Here is a 19,846-nt window from a genome sequence, read left to right on the forward strand (position 1 = left end):
GGCTATTTCGCCGCGATGGCCAGGAACCGGATGGGCAGGTCCAGCAGCTCCAGCGGGCCATGCGGGCCTTCGCCGTCCAGGAGCAGGGAATCTCCGGGTTCCATCGTGTATTCGTAGGCGCCGTGGCCATAGACCATCTTCCCGGCCAGCATGTAGATGAACTCGGTGCCGGGATGCTGGAACAGCGGGAAAACGTCGGACGCGTCGGTCAGTGTCACCAGCGTTGGCTCAATGGCGTCGGTGCGCCCCTTCAGGGTCCCCAGCACCCGGTATTCGTGCCCGTGCTGGGTTCCGCTGCGCACCGTCAGGCTGCCCTGGCCGTTCCTGGTGAAGGTTGCGTCCCGGTCCGTGTCCGCGCCGCGGAAAAGCGCGGTCACCGGAATTTTCAGCCCGTCCGCCAGCCGCTGGAGCGTGGTGAGGGAACAGGACGTGCTGGCGGTTTCAATCTTGGAGATCATCGCCTTGGACATGCCGGTCCGTGAGGCCAGCTCCGACGCGGAAAGCCCGTTCGCCGTCCGGTAATGGCGGACCTGGCCGGCAATGATCCGTTCCAGCTTGCCGGCCACGCCGTCGTGGGTATTCTCCGCGGCCATGTCCCTCGCTTCGCCAGCCTGATCCGTCATCAAGCCATCATAGGCGGAGCCTGCAGACCGGATCCGAGCACCCTGGCAGTTCCCAGCAGCCCCGCAAGGGCATCCGCCAGCGCCTCCGCACCCGCCTCGGCGTCGGCATCCTCCACCAGTTCCTCGGGCGAGTGCGAGATCCCGGTCGGATTCCGTACGAACAGCATGGCCGTGGGAATGTGCCCGGCCAGCACACCGGCGTCGTGGCCGGCCCCGGTGTCCAGGACCGGCGCCTCCGGAAGTATCACCTGAAGCTGGTCCCGCAGGCCGGCGTCGAAGTGCACCGTTGGACTCAGGGATTCGACGCCGAACGTCACCGTGCAGTTTTCCTCCGCCGCCATCACCTGGGCGTTGAGGTGGATGGATTCCACCAAGGCAGCGGTGACCCCGTCACGCGGATGCCGGACGTCGATCCACAGGTCCACCCGGGAGGCGATGACGTTGGTGCCGCCGGGAACGGGCTGGAGCCGGCCCACGGTCGCCCGCGCATCCCGGTACTTCGCGGCGGTGTCCCGAATGCCGATCATGATCCTGGCCGCGGCAATCATGGGGTCCCTGCGGTCCTTCATGAGGGTGGTTCCGGCGTGGTTTCCCTGGCCGTGCACTGACAGCTTCCACCGGCCGTGGCCCAGGATCGAGGAACCGATGGCCACCGGCCGGCCGAGGTCGGCAAGCCCCCTCCCCTGCTCGACGTGCAGCTCCACAAACATGCCCAGCTGGCTGAGGGCCCTGTGGTCGGCGCCGATGAACCGGGGGTCCTGGCCGTTCGCAGCGGCGACGTCGGCGTACGTGTTGCCGTCCGCGTCCTTCAGGTTGCGGGCCTTGTTCGGATCCAGCGCGCCGGTGAGCAGCCGTGACCCCAGGCAGGCGACGCCGAACCGGGAGCCCTCTTCCTCCGGGAAGACGGCAATGGCCAGCGGCCGCCGGGGACGGAACCCGCGGCTCTTCAGGAGGTCGACGGCGACGAGCGCGGACGCAACGCCCAGCGGCCCGTCGTACTCGCCGCCGCCGGGCACCGAGTCCAGGTGGCTGCCGGTAACGACGGCGTCCCGGCGGGTGCCTGTTGCCGTGTCCCACCAGGCCCAGATGACGCCGTTCCCGTCAGTATGGACATCCAGCCCGCGCCGTTCGGCCTGCTCCGCGAACCAGCTCCGGAGCTCGGTTTCTGCGGAGGAGAAGACCGGCCGGGAGTAGCCGCCGCGGCGGGCGTCAGCACCGACGTCGGAAATGTCCCGCAGAAGAGCGGCTACGGATGCCGTGACGGTGCCGGCCCGGCCGGCGCCCGCCGGCACATACTCTGACGTCTCTGCCATCAGCCGGCTCCGGGGATCCAGCTGGTGCCGGCCAGCGGAACGCGTGCCATGGCCGACGCCTCGATGGTGAGGGCCACCAGGTCCTCCGGTTCGAGGTTGCGCAGGTGCGACTTTCCGCACGCCCGGGCGATGGTCTGGGCTTCCATGGTCAGGACGCGGAGGTAGTTGGCCAGGCGCCGTCCGCCCGCGATGGGGTCCAGCCTGGACGAGAGTTCCGGGTCCTGGGTGGTGATTCCGGCGGGATCCCTGCCGTCCTGGAAGTCGTCGTAGAAGCCTGCCGCCGATCCCATGGCGGCGTATTCGGCGGCGTACCGGGGATCGTTGTCGCCCAGCGCAATCAGGGCTGCCGTGCCGATGGCCACCGCGTCGGCGCCGAGGGCCATGGCCTTGGCCACGTCGGCTCCGGTGCGGATACCGCCGGAGACGATGAGCTGGACCTTGCGGTGCAGGCCGAGCTCTTGCAGTGCCTGCACCGCCTGCGGAATGGCAGCCAGCGTGGGGATGCCGACGTTTTCGATGAAGACCTGCTGCGTCGCGGCGGTGCCGCCCTGCATGCCATCGACGACGACGACGTCGGCTCCGGCTTTCACGGCCAGGGCGGTGTCGTAGTAGGGCCGGGACGCGCCGATCTTGACATAGATCGGCGTCTTCCAGTCGGTGATCTCGCGGAGTTCGCCGATCTTGATTTCGAGGTCGTCAGGCCCGGTCCAGTCCGGGTGGCGGCTGGCGGAGCGCTGGTCGATGCCGACCGGCAGGGTGCGCATCCCGGCCACACGCTCGGTGATTTTCTGGCCGAGCAGCATGCCGCCGCCGCCGGGCTTGGCGCCCTGGCCGAGGACCACCTCGATCGCATCGGCCTTCCGGAGGTCGTCCGGGTTCATGCCGTAGCGCGATGGCAGGTACTGGTACACGAGGTGCTTGGACTGCCCGCGCTCTTCGGGGGTCATGCCGCCGTCGCCCGTTGTGGTGGAGGTGCCCACCTCACTGGCGCCGCGCCCCAGCGCCTCCTTGGCGTTGGCGGACAGTGCGCCGAAGCTCATCCCGGCGATGGTCACCGGGGTCTGCAGGTGCAGCGGCTTGCTCGCGTGACGGTCGCCGAGGACGACGTCGGTATCGCACTTTTCGCGGTAGCCCTCCAGCGGGTAGCGGGACATGGAAGCGCCGAGGAAGAGCAGGTCATCGAAGTGCGGGACCTTGCGCTTGGCTCCCCAGCCGCGGATGTCGTAGACGCCGGTGGCGGCGGCCCGCTGGATGTCGGCGATGGTGGCGCGGTCGAACGTGGCTGATTCGCGCAGGCCCAGTTCTTCGACCTGCCGTACGGGGAGGGCCGGGGCGCCCAGGGAGGTGATGGTCATGGCGTTGTCCTTTTAGTAAGACGTCGAGTTGTGGACGCTGAAGTGGTAGAGGTTCCGGGCCGAGCCGTAGCGCTTGAAGTCCGCGGGGTTTTCGGCGCGCCCGGCGGCGGCGAGCAGGCCTTCCAGCTCCACCAGGTGCTCGGCCTTCATCGGCTTCTCAATGCAGTCCGCGCCCAGGGATGCAACGGAGCCCTTCACGTAGATGCGGGCCTCGTAGATGGAGTCGCCGAGGGCGTCACCGGCGTCACCGCAGACCACCAGCCGGCCGGCCTGGGCCATGAAGGCGGACATGTGGCCGATGTTGCCGCCCACCACGATGTCCACGCCCTTCATGGAGATCCCGCAGCGGGCTCCGGCGTTGCCGTCGATCACCACGAGGCCGCCGTGGCCGGTTGCCGCGGCCGACTGCGAGGCGTCACCCTTCACGTGGACCTTGCCGGACATGATGTTCTCGGCGAGCCCGACGCCGGCATTGCCGTTGACGGTCACGTCGCCTTTTTGGTGCATCCCGGCAGCGTAATAACCGGCGTGGCCGTTGATGGTGACCTCGATGTCCGCGTCGATTCCGACGGCGAGGCTGTGCTTTCCGCCGGGGTTTTCGACGGTCCAGGACTGCCCGTCAACTGCATCGTGCAGGGCCTGGTTGAGGTCGCGGACCGGGCTGCCGGCGAGGTCAGTTGTGGTTGTGGTTGCTGTTGTCTCGGGTGCTGTCAGAGTGACCATGTGTAGACCTTTCCGGGTTCCGGTTCAAAGATGCGGGCGGTTTCGATGCCGGGCAGGGATGCCAGGGCGCGGTACTCCGAGGCCATGGCCACGTAGTCGTCGGTTTCGGCGATGATGGCCGGCTTGCAGGCGATGGGGTCGCGGACCACGGCCATGCTGTCGGCGGTGGTGACGACGAGAGTGTAGAAGCCGTCGAAGACCTCGCCGAGATTGGTCAGGGCCTCCTCCAGGGTGTCGCCCTGTTTCAGGCGGGAGGCGATGTAGCGGGCGCCCACTTCGGTGTCGTTGTCGGAGTCGAACACCACGCCTTCGCGCAGCAGGTCCCGCCGGATGGTGGCGTGGTTGGAGAAGGAGCCGTTGTGGACGAGGCACAGGTCGTCGGCCACGGAGAACGGGTGGGAACCGCCGGCGGTCACGGCCGACTCTGTGGCCATCCGGGTGTGGGAGAGTCCCTGGCTGCCGGACATGGCCTCCAGCCCGTGTTCGGCGGCGATTTCCATCGGATGGCCCACGCTCTTCATGACGGCCACGCGTTCGCCGCGGCCGATGATAGTGGAGTCAGGGAGGGTTTCGCGCACTGCCTTGGCGAGCAGTTCGGTGTCGACGGCGGAACTGACGAAGGTGGTGTCACCCACGACCTTCACCGCCGTTCCGGCGGAGGCGGGCAGCAGGCTCTCCAGCGCGGCGGTGATTCCGGCAGGCGGCAGGCCCTGTTCCTTGCCCAGCAGGCTCAGCGTGGAGGTGTTGCCGGAAACGAGGCCCGGGGTGTCGTACACGGCGAGGCCGGCAGAGTCAGGGCCGCGGTCCACGATCTGGCACAGCATCGAGGACAGCAGGCTGCCCATTTGGGAGTGCAGCAGGGGGTTGCGCAGCTGCAGCGCGGCGATTCCGCACATTCGGGGGTCCTTTGCTAGGGGTGGCTCTTGGTTGGGCTGGTTTCTTGGTTGTTTGCGGGGGCCGTTCAGATCGAGGTCAGGTAGGTCCGGATTTCCCAGTCGCTCACCTGGTTGTGCCAGGTCAGGAACTCCTCTTCCTTGGCATCGGCGTAGTACTGGCCGATCGCCTCGTTCCCGCTGAGGCTGGAGAGGATGACCGGGTCCCGGCGCAGCGCCTCGACGGCGTGGAGCAGCGTTGCCGGCAGCAGGTGGGCATCGGGCCGCGCTTCGCCCGGACCGGAGGGGGCACCCGGGTCCGTTTCCCTGGCGATGCCGTCCAGCCCTGCCTCGATGGCGGTGGCGATGGCGAGGTAGGGATTGGCCGAGCCATCCCCGGAGCGCAGCTCGATCCGCTTTTCGTCCGGAACGCGGACCATGTGTGTTCGGTCGTTGCCGCCGAAGGAGGCCTTCCGCGGTGACCAGGTTGCCCCGGAGGAGCTGGTGGTGGCGCCGGTGCGCTTGTAGGAGTTAACTGTCGGCGCCAGGAAGGCCTGGAGGGCCGGGGCATGCTCGAGGAGGCCGCCGATGAACGAATAGGCGAGCTCTGACAGTCCAAGGCCGCGGTCGCCGTCGTCCCCGGGGAAGAGGGGATTCGTCCCGGACCACAGGGACAAGTGGAAGTGGAGGCCCGTGCCGGTGCGGTCGGTGAAGGGTTTGGGCATGAAGGTTGCCGTCATGCCTCGCTGTTCGGCCAGGATGTTGAGGATGTAGCGCAGGGAGACCACGCGGTCGGCCGTGGTCAGGGCGTCGGCGTAATTGAAGTTCTGCTCGAACTGTCCGGCGGCGTCCTCGTGGTCGCTGGCGTAGTTGCCCCAGCCCAGGCTGTTCATGGCCGTGGAGATCGAGGTGAGGTGCTCGTACATGCGGGTGACGCCGCGTGCGTCGTAGCAGGGACGGGGTGAGTCGTCGCGGGTGTCGGCCGTGCTGAGGGTGCCGTCGGCGTTCTTGTTGACCAGGAAGTATTCCACCTCGGCGCCGATCTTTGCCTGCATCCCCTTCCCGGCCAGTCGGGCGAGAGTGTTCTTGAGGATGACGCGCGGGGCGTAGGGCCAGGGCTTGCCGTCGACATAGGGATCGCAATGGATCAGCGCCAGGCCCTCTTTGATGAACGGCACCGGAGTGAAGGACGCGAGGTCGGGAACGGCAATGAGGTCGGAGTCCTGCGGCTTCTGGCCGATGAGGCCTGCCGCGTAGCCGGCGAATCCCATGGCTCCTGCCTCGAGCTCATCGGCGGCCTCAACCGGCACCAGCTTGGCGCAGGGTTTGCCAGTCATGTCCACGAAGGTGGCCAGCAGAAAGCGGACATCGTGGGCGTTGGCAATATCGGCCAGGGAGACCCGGTCGGCTTCCAGCGAAACGACGGGCTCCGTTGCTACTTCAGGTGTTGCGAGGCTTGTCATCGGAACTGTCCTGTTCGGTTCGGTGTTACCTGCGGTGAAACGTTGTTGAACCACAGTAGCCAAACCGATGTTACAAAAGTGCGCACCGTTTGTTAAATCTGAGGCACCGCAGGAGGCGCTGATCGCAACGGGAAGTTAACCGGGCCGAAACCCGGAAAGGTTCACTGCGGTGAATCATGGTTTCACGTCACTCCTCCCCGTTCCCTCCCTGATTGGAGTCCCATGAATTCTGGAGATGTTGCCTGGATTCTCGCCGCGAGTGCCCTGGTGTGCATGATGATCCCCGCACTTGCCCTGTTCTACGGGGGCATGGTGGGTTCCCGCCGGATCCTGAACATGATGATGATGTGCTTCGGCGGCGTCAGCGTCGTCGCTGTCCTCTGGGCGGTGTTCGGCTACTCGATGGTCTTCGGCAATTCCCTCGGCGGAGCCGGCCTCATCGGCGACGCCACGGAGTACTTCGGCATGGGCCAGCTGCTGGCCGAGGACCCCGGCGCCGCCATACCACCGGCCCTGTTCGCCGCCTTCCAGCTGTTCTTCGCCGGGATCACCACTGCCATCATCGCCGGAGCCGCTGCCGGGCGGATGAAGTTCGGCGCCTGGATGACCTTCGCCGCCCTGTGGGCAACACTGGTCTACTTTCCGGTGGCCCACTGGGTCTTCGCCTTCAGCTCGGCGGACGGTTCCGTGATCGGCGGCTGGATCGTCAACAACCTCAAGGCAGTCGACTTCGCCGGCGGAACAGCCGTGCACATGAACGCCGGAATCGCAGCCCTCGCCCTCGCCCTGGTCCTGGGACGCAGCGCCGGCTGGCCCAAGAGCGAGCACGTCAAGCCGCACAGCCGCCCGCTGGTACTGGTCGGAGCAGGACTGCTCTGGGCCGGCTGGTTCGGCTTCAACGCCGGTTCCGCCCTCACGGCCGGACACTCGGCGTCGGTGGTCTTCCTGAACACCGCCGTGGCCGGCGCTGCCGGCCTGCTCGCCTGGGCCCTCGTGGAACGAATCCGGCTCGGCAGCGCCAGCAGCATGGGCGCCGCTTCCGGGCTGATTTCGGCCCTGGTGGCCATCACCCCCGCGTGCGGCGCGGTGAGCCCCCTCGGCGCACTGGCCATCGGAGGGATCGCCGGGGCAGTCTGCTCCCTGGCCATTGAGCTGAAGTTCCGTCTCGGCTTCGACGACTCACTCGATGTCGTCGGCGTGCACCTCATCGGCGGCATCATCGGAACGCTGCTGATCGGGCTGTTCGCCACGGACGCCGCACCGAACAAGGTCAACGGACTCTTCTACGGCGGAGGGTTTGACCTGCTGGGCATCCAGACGGTGGCAACCGCGGCCACTCTCGCCTATTCCTTTGCCGTCACCTGGGTCATCGCCAAGGTCCTCAACATCACGGTCGGTCTCCGCATCGACGAGGCCGCCGAACTCCGTGGCATCGACATCGCGGCGCACTCCGAATCGGCCTATCTGATGGATGAGGAGCCTGTGGAGCTGGGATCCCCGCACCGCGTCTGAACTGAACACGATTTGCGGCGGCAGGCCGGGCCTACTTAATAGGCCCGGCCTGCTCCGCGTATTCAACAGCCTTCCCGCCCACTTGGCCGAGGTAAGCCTCGGACTGGTTGTAGGACCAGATGGCGTCGCTCCACCCCTGGGCCGTGGTGAGGTCCCGCCCGCCGGCGCACAGGTAGCCGGCCGCGCTGAGGGCAGCGTCATCGATGTTGTGCGGATCAGCCACGCCGTCCCCGTTGGCGTCCTGTCCCGCCAGCTTCCATGTGGAGGGAATGAACTGCATGGGACCGACGGCGCGGTCCCAGAGCGGGTCGCCATCGAGCGCGCCGCCGTCGGTGTCGGCAATCGCGGCAAAGCCGTTTCCGTTGAGGCCGGGGCCGACGATCGGCCCGCTCACCTCACCTGAGGCCGTGAGGCGGCCGCCGCCGAGGGCGCCGTGCGCGGATTCAACAAACCCGACGGCGGCCACCGTGTTCCAGCCGATTCTGCACGCCGGCGCCGCGATATTCGCCATACCGGCCGCGGCAACGTACGCCCGAAGGGCCCGCGCAGGAATTCCCGATTGCGCGGCGGTCCGGGCCAGCCAGCCCATATCGACAGTCTTGGTGATGTTCACGGCATGCGCGCTGCCGCCTGCCAGCGGCACGAATTTGCCTGCTGCCTGCGGCGGCGCCGGCTGGGCAGCACGCATCCCCGCCCCGGGAACGCCCGCACTGGTCGCGCCGAGGAGCCAGAAGGCGCACGCAGTGATGGCGCAGAACGCGAAAAGGCTGAGAACCGCAAGGCGTTTCAGACGAAGCACGGAACAGCCTAACCCGAATGGGATCCATCAGCGCGCCCGGGCCGCTGCCGAGTCTCTTGACAAAAGTTTTGGGTGCACGGTCTAATTTTTCGCAGAGCACCGACATGATGCACGCGAACCGTACGCGTGGACAGGCTTACATCAGAGCCCGTGGGGGCGGTGCACCAGCGGCCTACAGGCCGCACATATTGGCATCCGGCAGTCGCCGCATACACAGACAGCCCGGAGTGCCCTACCGCCGATTCGCGAGCGGCCAAAACTCTGCACAGCTCAAAACTTTCAACAGCCTAAAGGACACCCATGCCCAGCACCACCCAAACGATCGATATCCAGGTACACGACCGCAAGGTCCTTGACGAGCGGCTCGATGCCGCCGTCAGGTGCCTTCAGGAGGCGGCCATTCTCACCGGAACACACGGGATCATGGTCACCCGCAACAGGCCAGGGAGCTACACCGCCACGCTATCTGACAAGGTTCCATTCGGCGTGACCCGCGAAATCATCCTCTAAACTTTGGGGACCTTAACCCGTCCCCGGTTACCGGGAATACCTGGCGGCGCCCACTCGTTGAGTCCTGCGAAATGTGCGCCGTCCGGCGCACAGCCGAAGGAGAAATAACCATGGCAACTGACTACGACGCCCCTCGCGTGGCCCAAGAGGACCAGCCGGCCAACGAATCCCTGGAGGCCATCCAGTCCCGGCAGGGCGGATCCCAGACTGCCCTGCTTGACGTGGAAGAAGCCGACACCGCCGAAGGCATCGACCTTCCCGGCGCAGACCTGTCGCACGAAGAGTTGCTGATCCAGGTTGTTCCGGTGCAGGAAGACGAGTTCACCTGTATGTCCTGCTTCCTGGTCCACCACCGCAGCCAGCTCGCGCGGGAAAAGGACGGAAAGAAGTACTGCTCGGAGTGTGAAGGCTAGTACCAGAGGGCTAGCTCTGAAGGGCCAGCACTGAGAAGATAGCGCTGTGCTGGCCCGGCTCCGATCGTCCTGGACCGCCGTCGTTCCCGTCGTCGGCCTGATTGTGCTGGCCGTGACCTGGGGAATTTCCCCCGGCCCGGTGCTGGCCACCGTCATCGCGGTGGTCCTGGTAGGTGCGGTCCTGGCGGCCGTGCATCACGCCGAGGTGGTGGCGCACCGCGTCGGTGAACCCTTCGGATCGCTTGTGCTGGCTGTCGCCGTGACCATCATTGAAGTCGCTCTCATCGTCACGCTGCTCGCCTCCGGCGGCGAGGGAAGCCATTCACTGGCCCGGGACACCGTCTTCGCCGCCGTCATGATCACAGCCAACGGCATCGTGGGAATTGCCCTGCTCGTTGGCGCCCGCAGGTATGGCATTCCGCGGTTCAACCCGGAGGGAGCCGGCGCCGCCCTGGCAGTGGTCACCACACTGGCTACCCTGACGCTGGTCCTGCCGACCTTCACGTCATCGCGGCCGGGACCTGAGTTTTCGCCCCTGCAACTGGGCTTCGCGGCCGTGGCGTCGCTTGCCCTTTACGGCGTGTTTGTGCTGACCCAGACCGTTCGCCACCGCCACTTTTTCCTTCCTGTCGTGTCCCCCGACGACGGCGAGGACGACGGGCATGGCCCCACCCCCACCAACCGGGCCACCTACACAAGCCTCGCGCTGCTGTGCGCGGCGCTGGTCGCCGTCGTCGGACTGGCCAAAACCGTATCCCCGGTCATCGAAGCGGGCGTCACTCGGGCCGGGATCCCGGAGTCCTTCGTGGGTGTTGTCATCGCGCTCCTGGTGCTGCTGCCGGAGGGACTCGCCGCCACCCGGGCCGCCTCCCGGAACAGAATCCAGATCAGCCTCAACCTGGCCTACGGTTCGGCGATTGCCAGCATCGGCCTGACGATTCCCGCCATCGCCGTGGCCAGCATCTGGCTGCAGGGACCTCTGACGCTCGGGCTCGGCGGCACGCAAATAGTCCTGTTCCTGCTGACCGTCATCGTGGGAACACTCACCGTTGTGCCAGGCCGCGCCACCCGACTGCAGGGGGCCATCCACCTGGTGCTGTTCGCCGCGTTCCTGTTCCTCGCCATGTTTCCGTAAGCGGATTTGCCACTTCGATATCATGGCTTCATGACTTCCCCTTCTGGGAGCGACGAAGACCTCCTGCTCGAGCGGCAGCTCTGCTTCGCTCTGGCTGTCGCTTCGCGCACCGTCATCAGCGCCTACCGGCCCGTGCTGCAGGAGCTCAACCTGACCCATCCGCAGTACCTGGTCATGCTGGCACTGTGGGAAAAGAGCCCGCGTTCCGTCAAGGAGATCAGCGACGCCCTCCTCCTGGTCCCGGCCACACTTTCACCGCTGCTCAAGCGTCTCGAGGCCTGCGGCTACGTCACCCGCCGCCGCGTCCCCGGGGATGAACGTTCCCTTGCCGTGGGCCTGACCCCCGAGGGAACCGCTCTCCGCGATAAGGCGCTGGGTGTGCCCGGCACCATGCTGGCCAAGCTCGGCCTCACCCGCGCCCAGGCGGAGGACATCCACGTGGCCATGACGCAGCTCATCGACGCCGCGCAGATCGACCACACTCTCCAGGCTGGCCTCAACGCGGAAGCTGACCCCGACGAAGACCAGGCAACGGCCTAGGCGAAGCACCCCACTCAGCGCGAACGAGCACTTAAGCCCCGCTCCGCAGCGCGAATTGGCAGCTAACGCCCGCAAATCCCCGTTTTGAGGGCATTAGCTGCCAGTTCGCGCCGGGTTTCGACACGCTCAACCACCTCCGCAGCGCGTTCGACCCTGATCAAGCCCGACCAAGCACGCCCATTTTGTTGCCGTGCCGGACGTTTCCTAAGAATCTGGCCTGAGCCCCAGCACAGGTCGATCAAAGGAGAACCATGCAAAGACGCAGGACCATCGGGCGGGCGGTCTGCCTCGCCACCGCCGCAGCGTTCCTGGCCGGAGCGGCCGCAACCGGCACCGTGCCGGCCAGCGCCACAGCGGCTGCCGCCCCGGCAACGGCGCAGGAAAAGAACATGTACTCAGCCATCCCGAACGGGCAGCCGTACCTGGATGCCGACGGCAACCCCATCGATGCCCACGGCGGATTCACGCTCAAGCATGGGGGCGTCTATTACTGGGTTGGGGAGGACAAGTCCCATAACCGGGCCACCTTCAAAGGCGTCAACATGTACAAGTCCACGGACCTGGAAAACTGGGAGTACGTGGGCGCGGCCCTGAGCCCGGAGACGCTGGACACCAATGGAAACAAGGTGCTGGCACACTGCAAGGTGGAGCGGCCCAAGCTGCTGTACAACGAGGCCACAAAGAAGTTCGTGCTCTGGGGCCACTACGAGATGTTCGACGGCTATGCGGCGTCGGAAGTGGTCGTCGCCACCGCGGACAAGATCGAGGGACCGTACACGGTTACCGCAAAGGGCCACTTCCGCCCGGGAGCGGGAAATGCCGACGGCGTCGGCGCCGTGGTCGGCGAAACGCAGCCCAACGGCACACCCGCCAAAGCCGACTACCCGGCCACAGTGGCCTCCGGAGCGGCGGTGAAGAACCTGTCCGAGGTCAGCTTCGACACCACCCTGAAGGCAATCTCGGTGGTCATGAAGGACGGTTACCCCACGGAGCAGCAGTCGCCGGTGGCAACTGCCGAATACAACATCGGGGCCAGCCGCGCGGCGGAACTAAAGGCCCCCGTCATCGGGCCCGCCCAGCCCACCGGAGGGGGCGCCGTCGTCGTTAATCCCAACGGCGAGGACAACGCCTTCATCACCCCGCCCGCACCGGACGCCACCGTCTACTACACCACGGACGGCACCGAACCGGACCCGGCAGCTTCGGCCGCCTACACCCCGGGCACGCCCATCCGCCTGGACAAGGCCAAGACTGTGAAGGCCATCGCAGTGCGCGGCGCCGAGAAGAGTCCCGTGACCACGGCCGGCTACCGCCTTGCCGCGGCGGGCGAGGAGGTTCCGGTTTATCCGCCGGTGATCTCCGTTCCGGGCGGCAGCTACCCTGACCCCATCAGCCAGGTCCGGCTGTACGCGACCAGCAGCGGCACCACCATCCACTACACGCAGGACGGCAAGGACCCCGACCCGCTCCTGACGGGCGAAAACATGGGCTTCGGGTCCCGCGACTACACGCTCTACCAGGATCCGGTGACCGGCAAGGCCTATCTCGTCACCGCCCAGGACCACATCTACCTGCGCGTCTGGCAGCTGACCGCCGACTACACCGACGTCATCCCCACCACGCAGTACCCGATGTTCGTGGGCCAGTCCCGGGAGGCACCTGCGCTGATCCGCGAGGGCGGCTACACGTACATGATCACGTCCAAGCAGTCAGGCTGGTACCCGAACCAGGCCATGTACACGCGCACCACGGACATCTCCGATCCCAGTAAGTGGGAGGACCAGAAGCCGGTGGGAGACAACACCACCTTCCACAGCCAGCCGACCCAGATCCTCGATATCGGGAAGAACGGCAAGCACCAGTACGTCTACCTTGGCGACCGCTGGAATCCGCAGGCCCTGGTGCAGTCAAATTATGTGTGGCTTCCGCTGGCGATCACTAACGGCCAGATGAGCCTGTCCTACGTGCCGGAACTGGACATCAACCTCAGCGCCGGCAAGATCAAGGCCCCGAACACGCGGCTTCTCTCCCTGGGGAAACCTGCGACCTCCAGCGGTGTGACGTCGGAGGTCCAGACGGCCACGCAGCGGTACGGCGCGGACGTGGCCAATGACGGCGTTTCGCACGACCTCGATCCCTGGGACAGCGTCTCCGAGTACTACAAGAGCGACAAGGTGCCGTTCTCCTGGACCGTTGACCTTGAGCAGCCGTATGACCTGCACCGGATCGACATTTCGGCCCGGACCGTGGGCGGCTCCGACGCCGCACACCGCTACGCCGTCTCGGTCAGCAACGACGGCGTGACGTGGACCGAGGCGGTGGACAACCGGCAGAACAACCTCGTGGGCTTCAAGAGCCATGCCCTGTCCGGCACCTACCGGTACGTCAAGGTGGACGTCTTTGACGTTTGGGACGTGGTGCACAACCAGCGGGCAACGTGGGCGCGCGGCCTCCAGGAGGTCTCCGTCTACGGGCTGCCGACGGGCGGCTGAGCCCCCGCGCGGTAGCTGCACGCACCCTTGCACGCGAACGGACACTTGAGCCCTGGATTTACCGGGGGTCAAGTGTCCGTTCGCGCTTGCTGGGGTCCAACTCAGCCCGCTGTGCGCCAGATGGCTGCAACGTCCACCGAGAAACCGCCGGCGAAGTCGAACCGGCCGGAGTCTTCGCCTCCGCTGCCCGGCACGTAGCGGACGCCGTCCAGCGCCTCCGTTGTCCCGTCACCGCCGAGGCCGACGACGGCGGCATAGTCGCCGTCGAGCGCCGGGCCGGCGGTGCCCACCCACGGGACGGAGAACCGCTGCCCCAGCGGGTGCGGCTCGTTGCGCACCACCGTGCCCGCCTCATCGAGGGGGCAGCCCCAGCCCGGCACGCCGCGCACCCGGCTGCTCAGCGAACTCACGTCGTCGACCGGCCAGCCGCCAATCCGCAGCCGCGCCGTGCTGCCCGCCGCGGCTCCCCGCACCCGGACCAGCCGGAGCTCCACGGGGCCGCGCGTCACCGAGACCACGGTCAGTTCCGGGCCTGGTGCCGCATTTCCGCTGACGCCGCTGCCGTGGTCGGCCCCGGTGTCGGCGTCCACGCTGATCCAGTGCGACGCACCGCCGGAGGCGCCCACGAGCAGTCCCCCGGCGTCGCACAGCGCCAGGGCGCGGAAGCCCGTGCGGTGGGTGAGCCGGCCGCCGTCGTCCACCAGTACGACGGCGTTGTCCAGGGATTCGGACCCAAGGTCCGGGAAGGTGTGGGTGGAGTACCCGAGCCGGGCATACAGCGGCGAGTCGGTGACCGTGTCCCCGGCGTTGGCGTGGTCGGTGCCGTGGTTGCGGATCCGGACCACGCCGTCGAATACTGTGCCGTCCACCTGCCAGCCCGGCACCGCGATCAGCCTCCTGGTATCGCCAACTTCCACCGGAAGCGGCTCCTCGGCCGCGGTCCAGACCCGGTGGTCTGCCGGCAGGGCCAGGCCCAGCATGCCCTTTGAGGCCCAGTAGGGTGAACCGCCGCCGGAGTAGGACTGCTTCATGCCGGCGAATTCCCCGTGCCAGCCGATGGACAGGAGCCCGTCGCCGGTGATGGCGCCGTGGCCCGCAAAGTGGTCCAGCATTCCGGACGCTGCGCGGCGGCTGACACCGGGGCTGAGCCTCGTGTGCCCGGACAGCTCGCCCACCCAGAACGGGGCCGCCGCAGCGAACCGGTAGATCAGGCTGCGTCCCTGGATGAGCGGTGAGCCGTTGGCACCGACCAGGTGCACGGCGTCGTCGAGGTAGTCGGCCAGCCGGCCGCCGTCCAGCGCCCGGCGGGCTTTTACCCGCGGGTCCTCCGGCGCCATGAGCGCCCACAGCTGCGGGTACACGTGGAAGGCCCAGCCCACGTAGTGGTCGTAGGCCCGCTCCGGCCCGTCGGCGAACCACCCGTGGCCGCGGTACAGGGAGTCGTGGACCGCGAGGCCGGCGTCGATGTCCTCGTCGGAAGAGCGTCCTCCCACGCTCGCCAGGAACGTTTCCACGACGATCTGGAACCAGACCCAGTTGATGGGCGGATACCCTTCGCCGATGACCGTTTCGAACCAGGCCACCAGCTGTTCCTGGACCCGCTGCGGCATCTTGTCCCAGAGGATCTCCCGCGTCAGGGCAAGGCCCACGGCCAGTGATGCTGCCTCGACTTTGGCCTGGTCCAGCTCCCCGGGCGTGGGCCAGCGGTCCGGCGAGGCGGGGTTGGTTCCGGCGTCCAGGCCCCGCGCGTACCATTCGGCCAGCCAGCCCGTGTTCTCCGGATCGCCCGCCATCCGGAAGGACGCCATCAGGAACGTGCGGGCAAAGGCCTCCAGCGAATCGCTGCGGGGCCCGTACGCGCTGCCGGGGCCGGGAAGGTGGATGTTCGCGTGGTTGTCGGTGGCGTAGCGGTGGGCGGAGCGGAGCAGGAAATCGGCGTAGCTGCACCAGTGGTCGCGGGTGAGGCCAGTGTAGGGCGAGAGCCGGGTGTCCGGGGCAGGGAGCACCAGGGTGCTGGGAGGCATCATCGGGTCCTAAGGGGTTGAAGTGTGCCGGCATCCGGGACGAGCCAGGCGATGGCTCGCCGCAAGATTTCCAGGTGCTCGGGTGAATTGAAGGAGGCGGCGTCGTGGCCGAGGGCGTCGTAGAAGGTCCGAGAGCTGCCGGCCGCGCGGGACCAGAGGAGCGGGTGCGACGTGCCGTCATGTAAATGAACGGCGTGGACGTTGATGTCCGCGCCCGTTCGCAGCCAGCTGTAGCGTTCGTCGTCCAGCTCGAAGTCCGGAATACCCTCGGCAAGCGGACCGGAATCGCGCTGGACCAGGATTTTTGCGGCCCCGTACTCCGGGTGCATGGAGACGCCGCGGACCCAGCGGCCGCCGAGTGCGTCCTCCCAGGCCGGGCAGTCCACAAAGCTCGTCGCACTGACGTGGCAGGCCAGAAGGGCCCGACCGGCCGCCGCCCACCGCTCCAGCCCGCGCATTGCGGCAGCCGTTCCCGGGGAAGCCCGGCCGTCCCTGGGCAGGCCCACGTTCACCGCCAGCAGATCCGGCCAGAGGTCGGCAGGGTCCAGCCGCGCCAGGGCGTCATCGACGTCGCCGGCCACCCGCACCTCGATGCCAGCCTCCGTCAACAAACGTGCGAGGGCCGCCGTCGTTTCCGGAAAGGGGTGCCAGGGGTCCGCGTAGCGGCCGGTTCCGGTAAGCAGCAGTGCGGCGGGCCGGTTGCCATCGGGGCCGGCGGCGCCGGGTCCGCTCACAGCGAGTCCTCCAGTGCGTAGTCGCCCGCCAGCTGCGGACCGCCCACGGAGGATTCGCGCACGATGAGGTCCGGGTTCAGCTCTATCCGGTGCACAGGCCGGTTCCGGCCCTCGGAGAGCCGCGACGCGACAAGCTGCACGGCTACCAGGCCCACGTACCGTTTGGGCGGGCGGACGGCCGAGATCGCGGGCTCGGCGAGGTAGGCTACCTCGTCGTCGTACCCCACCACGGCCATGCTTCCGGGCACGTCAATGCCGCGGTCCACGCAGTGCTGCACGAAGGCCACGGCCTGCGTATCGGAATGGACCAGCATGGCGGTGGTCTGGGTCTCGCGGCACAGCTGCAGGATCCTGTCGAAGTGCTCATCCCGGTCGGCGCCCAGGATGCCCGCCGAATCCTCGCTGACGGAGGCTTCGACCGGAATTTTCAGGGCGGCCATGGCCTGCTGCCACCCCCGCACCACATGCGAGCTGGTGGGGCTGGTCGAATCAGTCATGCAGCCGATCTTCCGGTGGCCCTCCTGCCACAGGTGGCGGACGGCCATGCCGGCGCCGAAGGCGTGGTCGGTTGCCACCCATTCGAGGCGGTGGGCGGGAATTTCGGCCGGCGAGCGCCGCTCGGCGAGGACCACGGGAATGGGCAGGGAGTTGAGCCAGCGCAGCAGTTCCTGGCCGGCCGGCCCGGTCATCGTCGGTGCGACGATCAGCCCGTCGATGTTCTGCGTGTCCAGCAGGGCCTGGACCTGCCGCCGGTTGTCGGCGGCGTCATACGTGGAACCCCGCACGGCGATCCGGACCTGCAGGTCATCCGCCGCCTCGCGGGCGCCGGCAATGACCTGCGGCCAGTAGTAGTCCAGCGAGGGCACCACCATGCCGATGCAGTGCCGGTTGGCGTGCTGGCGGGTCCCGGCAGCTGTGCGGTCCAGCGGGCTGGGCAGGGTGGCGCCGCCGTGCACCCGGGAGAGGAGCCCTTCGTCGGCGAGGATGTTCACGTCCCGGCGGATGGTGAGTTCGCTGACGCCCAGCCTGGCGGCCACGTCGCGGACGGTGATGGCGCCGTGTGCGCGCAGTTCCTCCATGAGCCGCTCGCGCCGCTGCAGGGAGAAGAGTGCTTTGCCGTTGGCTTCGGTGGCCTGCTCCGGGCTCATGGTGTTGCCTCCACGGTGAGGGTGAATGCGCCTGCGGCGCGGTTTTGGGCCGGCATGCTGAACCGCAGCCGGGTGAGGCGGGCGCCCCAGACGTCGGCCAGGAGGGGATCGTCCAAGGCCCATTCGTCTGCCTCCACGGCGGCCGACGCCGGGTCCCAGGTCAGCTTTGCTCCCCGCCGGGCGCCGGGGTCCGGGCTGCCGGCGTCCGGGATTCCCGACGCCGAAACGGTCGCCGTGCCCGGCGGCCCCAGGCGCACGGTTCCGGCCAGGAGATAGTGGATGACGACGTCGGGCGTTCCGGACGCAGGCGGGTCCGCAAGCGACCAGCTGTCGGCGATCACCGCCCGTGATCCCGGCCGGTCGAGCGCGCCGGAACGGATCCAGTCCGAGGCCGGGCCGATGCCGTACGCCTCCGCCAGGTCCAGCACCAGGCGGGGCTCCTCCGCGGTGGGATGGTGCAGGACACTTGCGGCGAATTCCGTTCCGGTTCCCTGTTCCAGGCCGAAGGGGGCGGGAACACTGTGCCAGGAACTTTGCATGGCCCGGATCGAGTAGCGGTTGGGACCGAACGTTTCGGCGGTGTAGGTGGGCTGGCCGGCGTCGACGAGGAGGGGAACGCCGTCGACCGCTACGACCACGGAACCGACGTCACGGTGGTTGTGGTGTTCGCCGTTGTGGCCGCCCTTTACCGCCAGCGTCAGCCCCGTGGGCGCGCCTGGCGTTTCCCTGGCCACCATGATCTGCACGGAATCCAAGTAGGTGAAACCTGTCAGCGGCGGCGACACCGCAGGGGTCTTTCCGGCGGCTGCCTCGTCGGCGGCGAGGCGGAACAGGGCATGCAGCACCCTGCCCAGGCCAGACGCCGCATCCGGCCGGGTCGTTTCGAACGCGCGGGCGTGGCGGGCCGCGTCTGCATCGCCCAACCGGTCAGCCCACCGGCCGAGCATGTCCCACGGGAGGTTGCGGGGAGCCCGGGCCGGGCCGTCGGCAACGTTGAGGAACCAGTGGTGCCCCAGGTGCATGCGGTGCGGGAACGCCGCGAGCCCCCGGATGACCGGGATGTCGGCGTTCAGCGCTCCGCCGGTGGCCTCCTCGAGGAGTGCCAGCGCCTCCAGCGCACGCCCTCCACCGTTCCACCAGTAGGCGAAGCCTTCGTCGATGGCTCCGTCCGCGGGCACGGAAGCCAGGAAGCGGTCCAGCCCTTCGATGCAGCGCGCCACGGTGGCCGCCCGCAGCCCCGGTTCCTCAACCAGGATGACGGCCGCGGCCAGGATGTTGGAGTGGATCCAGGGGTTCCAGTTGTGCACGTCCCCGTCGAGGCCCAGCCAGTGCCAGTCCATCCTGTCCAGGAATGGCTGGACCACCCGCTCCAGCACTTCCTCCCTCATGCGTTTCCGCAGGCCGGGGGCACGCCCGTCCAGGGCGTCGCCCAGCACCAGGTCCAGCCAGGCAAGCTGGGCAGCCACTTCCCCGGCCCCCAGATCCAGAAAGGGCATTCCACGGTCCGGCACCACGTGCCCGCTGCGGTCCCCGACGTCGTCGTGCGCCGCCCAGCTCCAGGAGCTCTGCTCGCACAGGAGGTAGGCGCCGTCGATGACTTCATCGAGCCACGCGACGCTGCCCTCTGGCTGGCTGTCCGGGGCCGCATCAACCTCTGGCCCGTCGCCTAATGCCCCATCGGCGAGTGCGGCCATGATGACGGCCCTCGTGAGCCGCTGCTGCCTGGCAGCAACCAGCCCTTCGTAGTCCGTCCTGTTGCCGTCGCGGAAGTAGCGCGCGTAGTGGGAGACAAGGGGCTGCGGCCAGGGCGATCCCCGCTCGGCGGTTGCCTGAGAGGCCAGGCTTGCGACAGCCTCGTCCGGGATGGCCAGCCAGGCATGGCGTTCGGAGGACGGCCTGACAGTCAGCCTGCCCTTCGCGCCATCCAGAGCCGGACGAAGCCCGGAGGGTTCAGCTGCTGTCCCCCAAACGCCGGCGAGGGGGAAAGCCTGCACGCTGCTGGCAGCACCCGCCCCAGCGGGTACAGCCGCCCTCTCCTGTCCTGCCGCCATGCCTGCTCCTTGGTCTGGGATCCCCGCTGGGCTACTTCAAATGCGGGTGATGATCGAATGTGATCGTTTGTGATCAAGCATGATTTGCCTGATTGAGTTCTTATTTTCATGAGTATCTAATGAATATCGAACGTGATGC

The 19,846-nt window shown here is 67.6% G+C and carries 17 protein-coding genes; 6 read left to right on the forward strand and 11 right to left on the reverse strand.

The annotated features are described in order from the left end of the window. Window positions 1–2: 2 nt before the first annotated feature. The 6 genes from ACFRAU_RS12055 to glnT all read right to left on the reverse strand — a co-directional run bounded on the left by ACFRAU_RS12055 (window position 3) and on the right by glnT (window position 6,349). Window positions 3–623 (reverse strand): helix-turn-helix domain-containing protein, encoded by a 621-nt coding sequence (locus ACFRAU_RS12055; protein ID WP_377995803.1) that lies wholly within the window; start codon window positions 621–623, stop codon window positions 3–5. After that, window positions 623–1,936, reverse strand: coding sequence for an allantoate amidohydrolase (locus ACFRAU_RS12060; protein WP_378000098.1), 1,314 nt, complete (start codon window positions 1,934–1,936; stop codon window positions 623–625). Before ACFRAU_RS12060 ends, ACFRAU_RS12055 begins: the two co-directional genes overlap by 1 nt. Beyond that, entirely contained in the window at window positions 1,936–3,291 is a 1,356-nt protein-coding gene (locus tag ACFRAU_RS12065) for an FMN-binding glutamate synthase family protein (protein WP_378000099.1), read from the reverse strand. Before ACFRAU_RS12065 ends, ACFRAU_RS12060 begins: the two co-directional genes overlap by 1 nt. A 12-nt stretch (window positions 3,292–3,303) precedes the next feature. After that, window positions 3,304–4,014, reverse strand: a complete 711-nt coding sequence (locus ACFRAU_RS12070; protein ID WP_378000100.1) for a protein glxC — start codon at window positions 4,012–4,014, stop codon at window positions 3,304–3,306. Next, complete coding sequence (locus ACFRAU_RS12075; RefSeq protein WP_378000101.1) at window positions 4,002–4,910, reverse strand: glutamine amidotransferase; 909 nt, start codon at window positions 4,908–4,910, stop codon at window positions 4,002–4,004. Before ACFRAU_RS12075 ends, ACFRAU_RS12070 begins: the two co-directional genes overlap by 13 nt. A gap of 65 nt (window positions 4,911–4,975) precedes the next feature. After that, the gene (glnT, locus tag ACFRAU_RS12080; RefSeq protein ID WP_378000102.1) at window positions 4,976–6,349 is read right to left on the reverse strand and encodes a type III glutamate--ammonia ligase; all 1,374 of its coding nucleotides are present in this window, start codon (window positions 6,347–6,349) and stop codon (window positions 4,976–4,978) included. Between the two features lie 222 nt (window positions 6,350–6,571). Here glnT and ACFRAU_RS12085 point away from each other — a divergent pair, with 222 nt between their 5' ends. Continuing rightward, window positions 6,572–7,861, forward strand: coding sequence for an ammonium transporter (locus ACFRAU_RS12085; protein WP_378000103.1), 1,290 nt, complete (start codon window positions 6,572–6,574; stop codon window positions 7,859–7,861). A gap of 31 nt (window positions 7,862–7,892) precedes the next feature. Here ACFRAU_RS12085 and ACFRAU_RS12090 read toward each other — a convergent pair whose 3' ends face one another. Beyond that, window positions 7,893–8,660 (reverse strand): lytic transglycosylase domain-containing protein, encoded by a 768-nt coding sequence (locus ACFRAU_RS12090; RefSeq protein WP_378000104.1) that lies wholly within the window; start codon window positions 8,658–8,660, stop codon window positions 7,893–7,895. Between the two features lie 300 nt (window positions 8,661–8,960). On the opposite strand from ACFRAU_RS12090, the gene ACFRAU_RS12095 reads away from it, so the two are divergent. The 5 genes from ACFRAU_RS12095 (at window position 8,961) to ACFRAU_RS12115 (ending at window position 13,750) form a co-directional block, all read left to right on the forward strand. Then, entirely contained in the window at window positions 8,961–9,170 is a 210-nt protein-coding gene (locus ACFRAU_RS12095) for a hypothetical protein (RefSeq protein WP_378000105.1), read from the forward strand. Window positions 9,171–9,280: 110 nt separating this feature from the next. After that, window positions 9,281–9,583: a DUF4193 domain-containing protein gene (locus ACFRAU_RS12100; RefSeq protein ID WP_003802821.1), complete on the forward strand. Its 303-nt coding sequence runs from the start codon at window positions 9,281–9,283 to the stop codon at window positions 9,581–9,583. Window positions 9,584–9,629: 46 nt separating this feature from the next. Beyond that, window positions 9,630–10,718 carry a calcium:proton antiporter gene (locus tag ACFRAU_RS12105; RefSeq protein WP_378000106.1) on the forward strand — a complete coding sequence of 363 codons (1,089 nt, stop codon included), beginning with the start codon at window positions 9,630–9,632 and terminating at the stop codon, window positions 10,716–10,718. Between the two features lie 30 nt (window positions 10,719–10,748). Next, window positions 10,749–11,258: a MarR family winged helix-turn-helix transcriptional regulator gene (locus tag ACFRAU_RS12110; RefSeq protein ID WP_377995813.1), complete on the forward strand. Its 510-nt coding sequence runs from the start codon at window positions 10,749–10,751 to the stop codon at window positions 11,256–11,258. A gap of 251 nt (window positions 11,259–11,509) precedes the next feature. Next, window positions 11,510–13,750 carry a family 43 glycosylhydrolase gene (locus ACFRAU_RS12115; RefSeq protein WP_378000107.1) on the forward strand — a complete coding sequence of 747 codons (2,241 nt, stop codon included), beginning with the start codon at window positions 11,510–11,512 and terminating at the stop codon, window positions 13,748–13,750. Between the two features lie 101 nt (window positions 13,751–13,851). Here ACFRAU_RS12115 and ACFRAU_RS12120 read toward each other — a convergent pair whose 3' ends face one another. Genes ACFRAU_RS12120 through ACFRAU_RS12135 form a run of 4 tightly spaced genes read right to left on the reverse strand, consistent with a single transcriptional unit; the run spans window position 13,852 to window position 19,707 of the window. Further along, window positions 13,852–15,774 (reverse strand): DUF2264 domain-containing protein, encoded by a 1,923-nt coding sequence (locus ACFRAU_RS12120; RefSeq protein ID WP_378000108.1) that lies wholly within the window; start codon window positions 15,772–15,774, stop codon window positions 13,852–13,854. Beyond that, window positions 15,774–16,508, reverse strand: a complete 735-nt coding sequence (locus ACFRAU_RS12125) for a ThuA domain-containing protein (RefSeq protein ID WP_377995816.1) — start codon at window positions 16,506–16,508, stop codon at window positions 15,774–15,776. Before ACFRAU_RS12125 ends, ACFRAU_RS12120 begins: the two co-directional genes overlap by 1 nt. Next, on the reverse strand, window positions 16,505–17,656 hold the full coding sequence (locus tag ACFRAU_RS12130; protein ID WP_377995817.1) for a substrate-binding domain-containing protein: 1,152 nt from the start codon (window positions 17,654–17,656) through the stop codon (window positions 16,505–16,507). The genes ACFRAU_RS12125 and ACFRAU_RS12130 overlap by 4 nt, the downstream gene beginning before the upstream one ends. Then, entirely contained in the window at window positions 17,653–19,707 is a 2,055-nt protein-coding gene (locus ACFRAU_RS12135) for a heparinase (RefSeq protein WP_378000109.1), read from the reverse strand. Before ACFRAU_RS12135 ends, ACFRAU_RS12130 begins: the two co-directional genes overlap by 4 nt. Between the last annotated feature and the right edge of the window lie 139 nt (window positions 19,708–19,846).

The sequence above is a fragment of the Arthrobacter sp. NPDC056691 genome, from assembly GCF_042791415.1.
GTDB lineage: Bacteria > Actinomycetota > Actinomycetes > Actinomycetales > Micrococcaceae > Arthrobacter.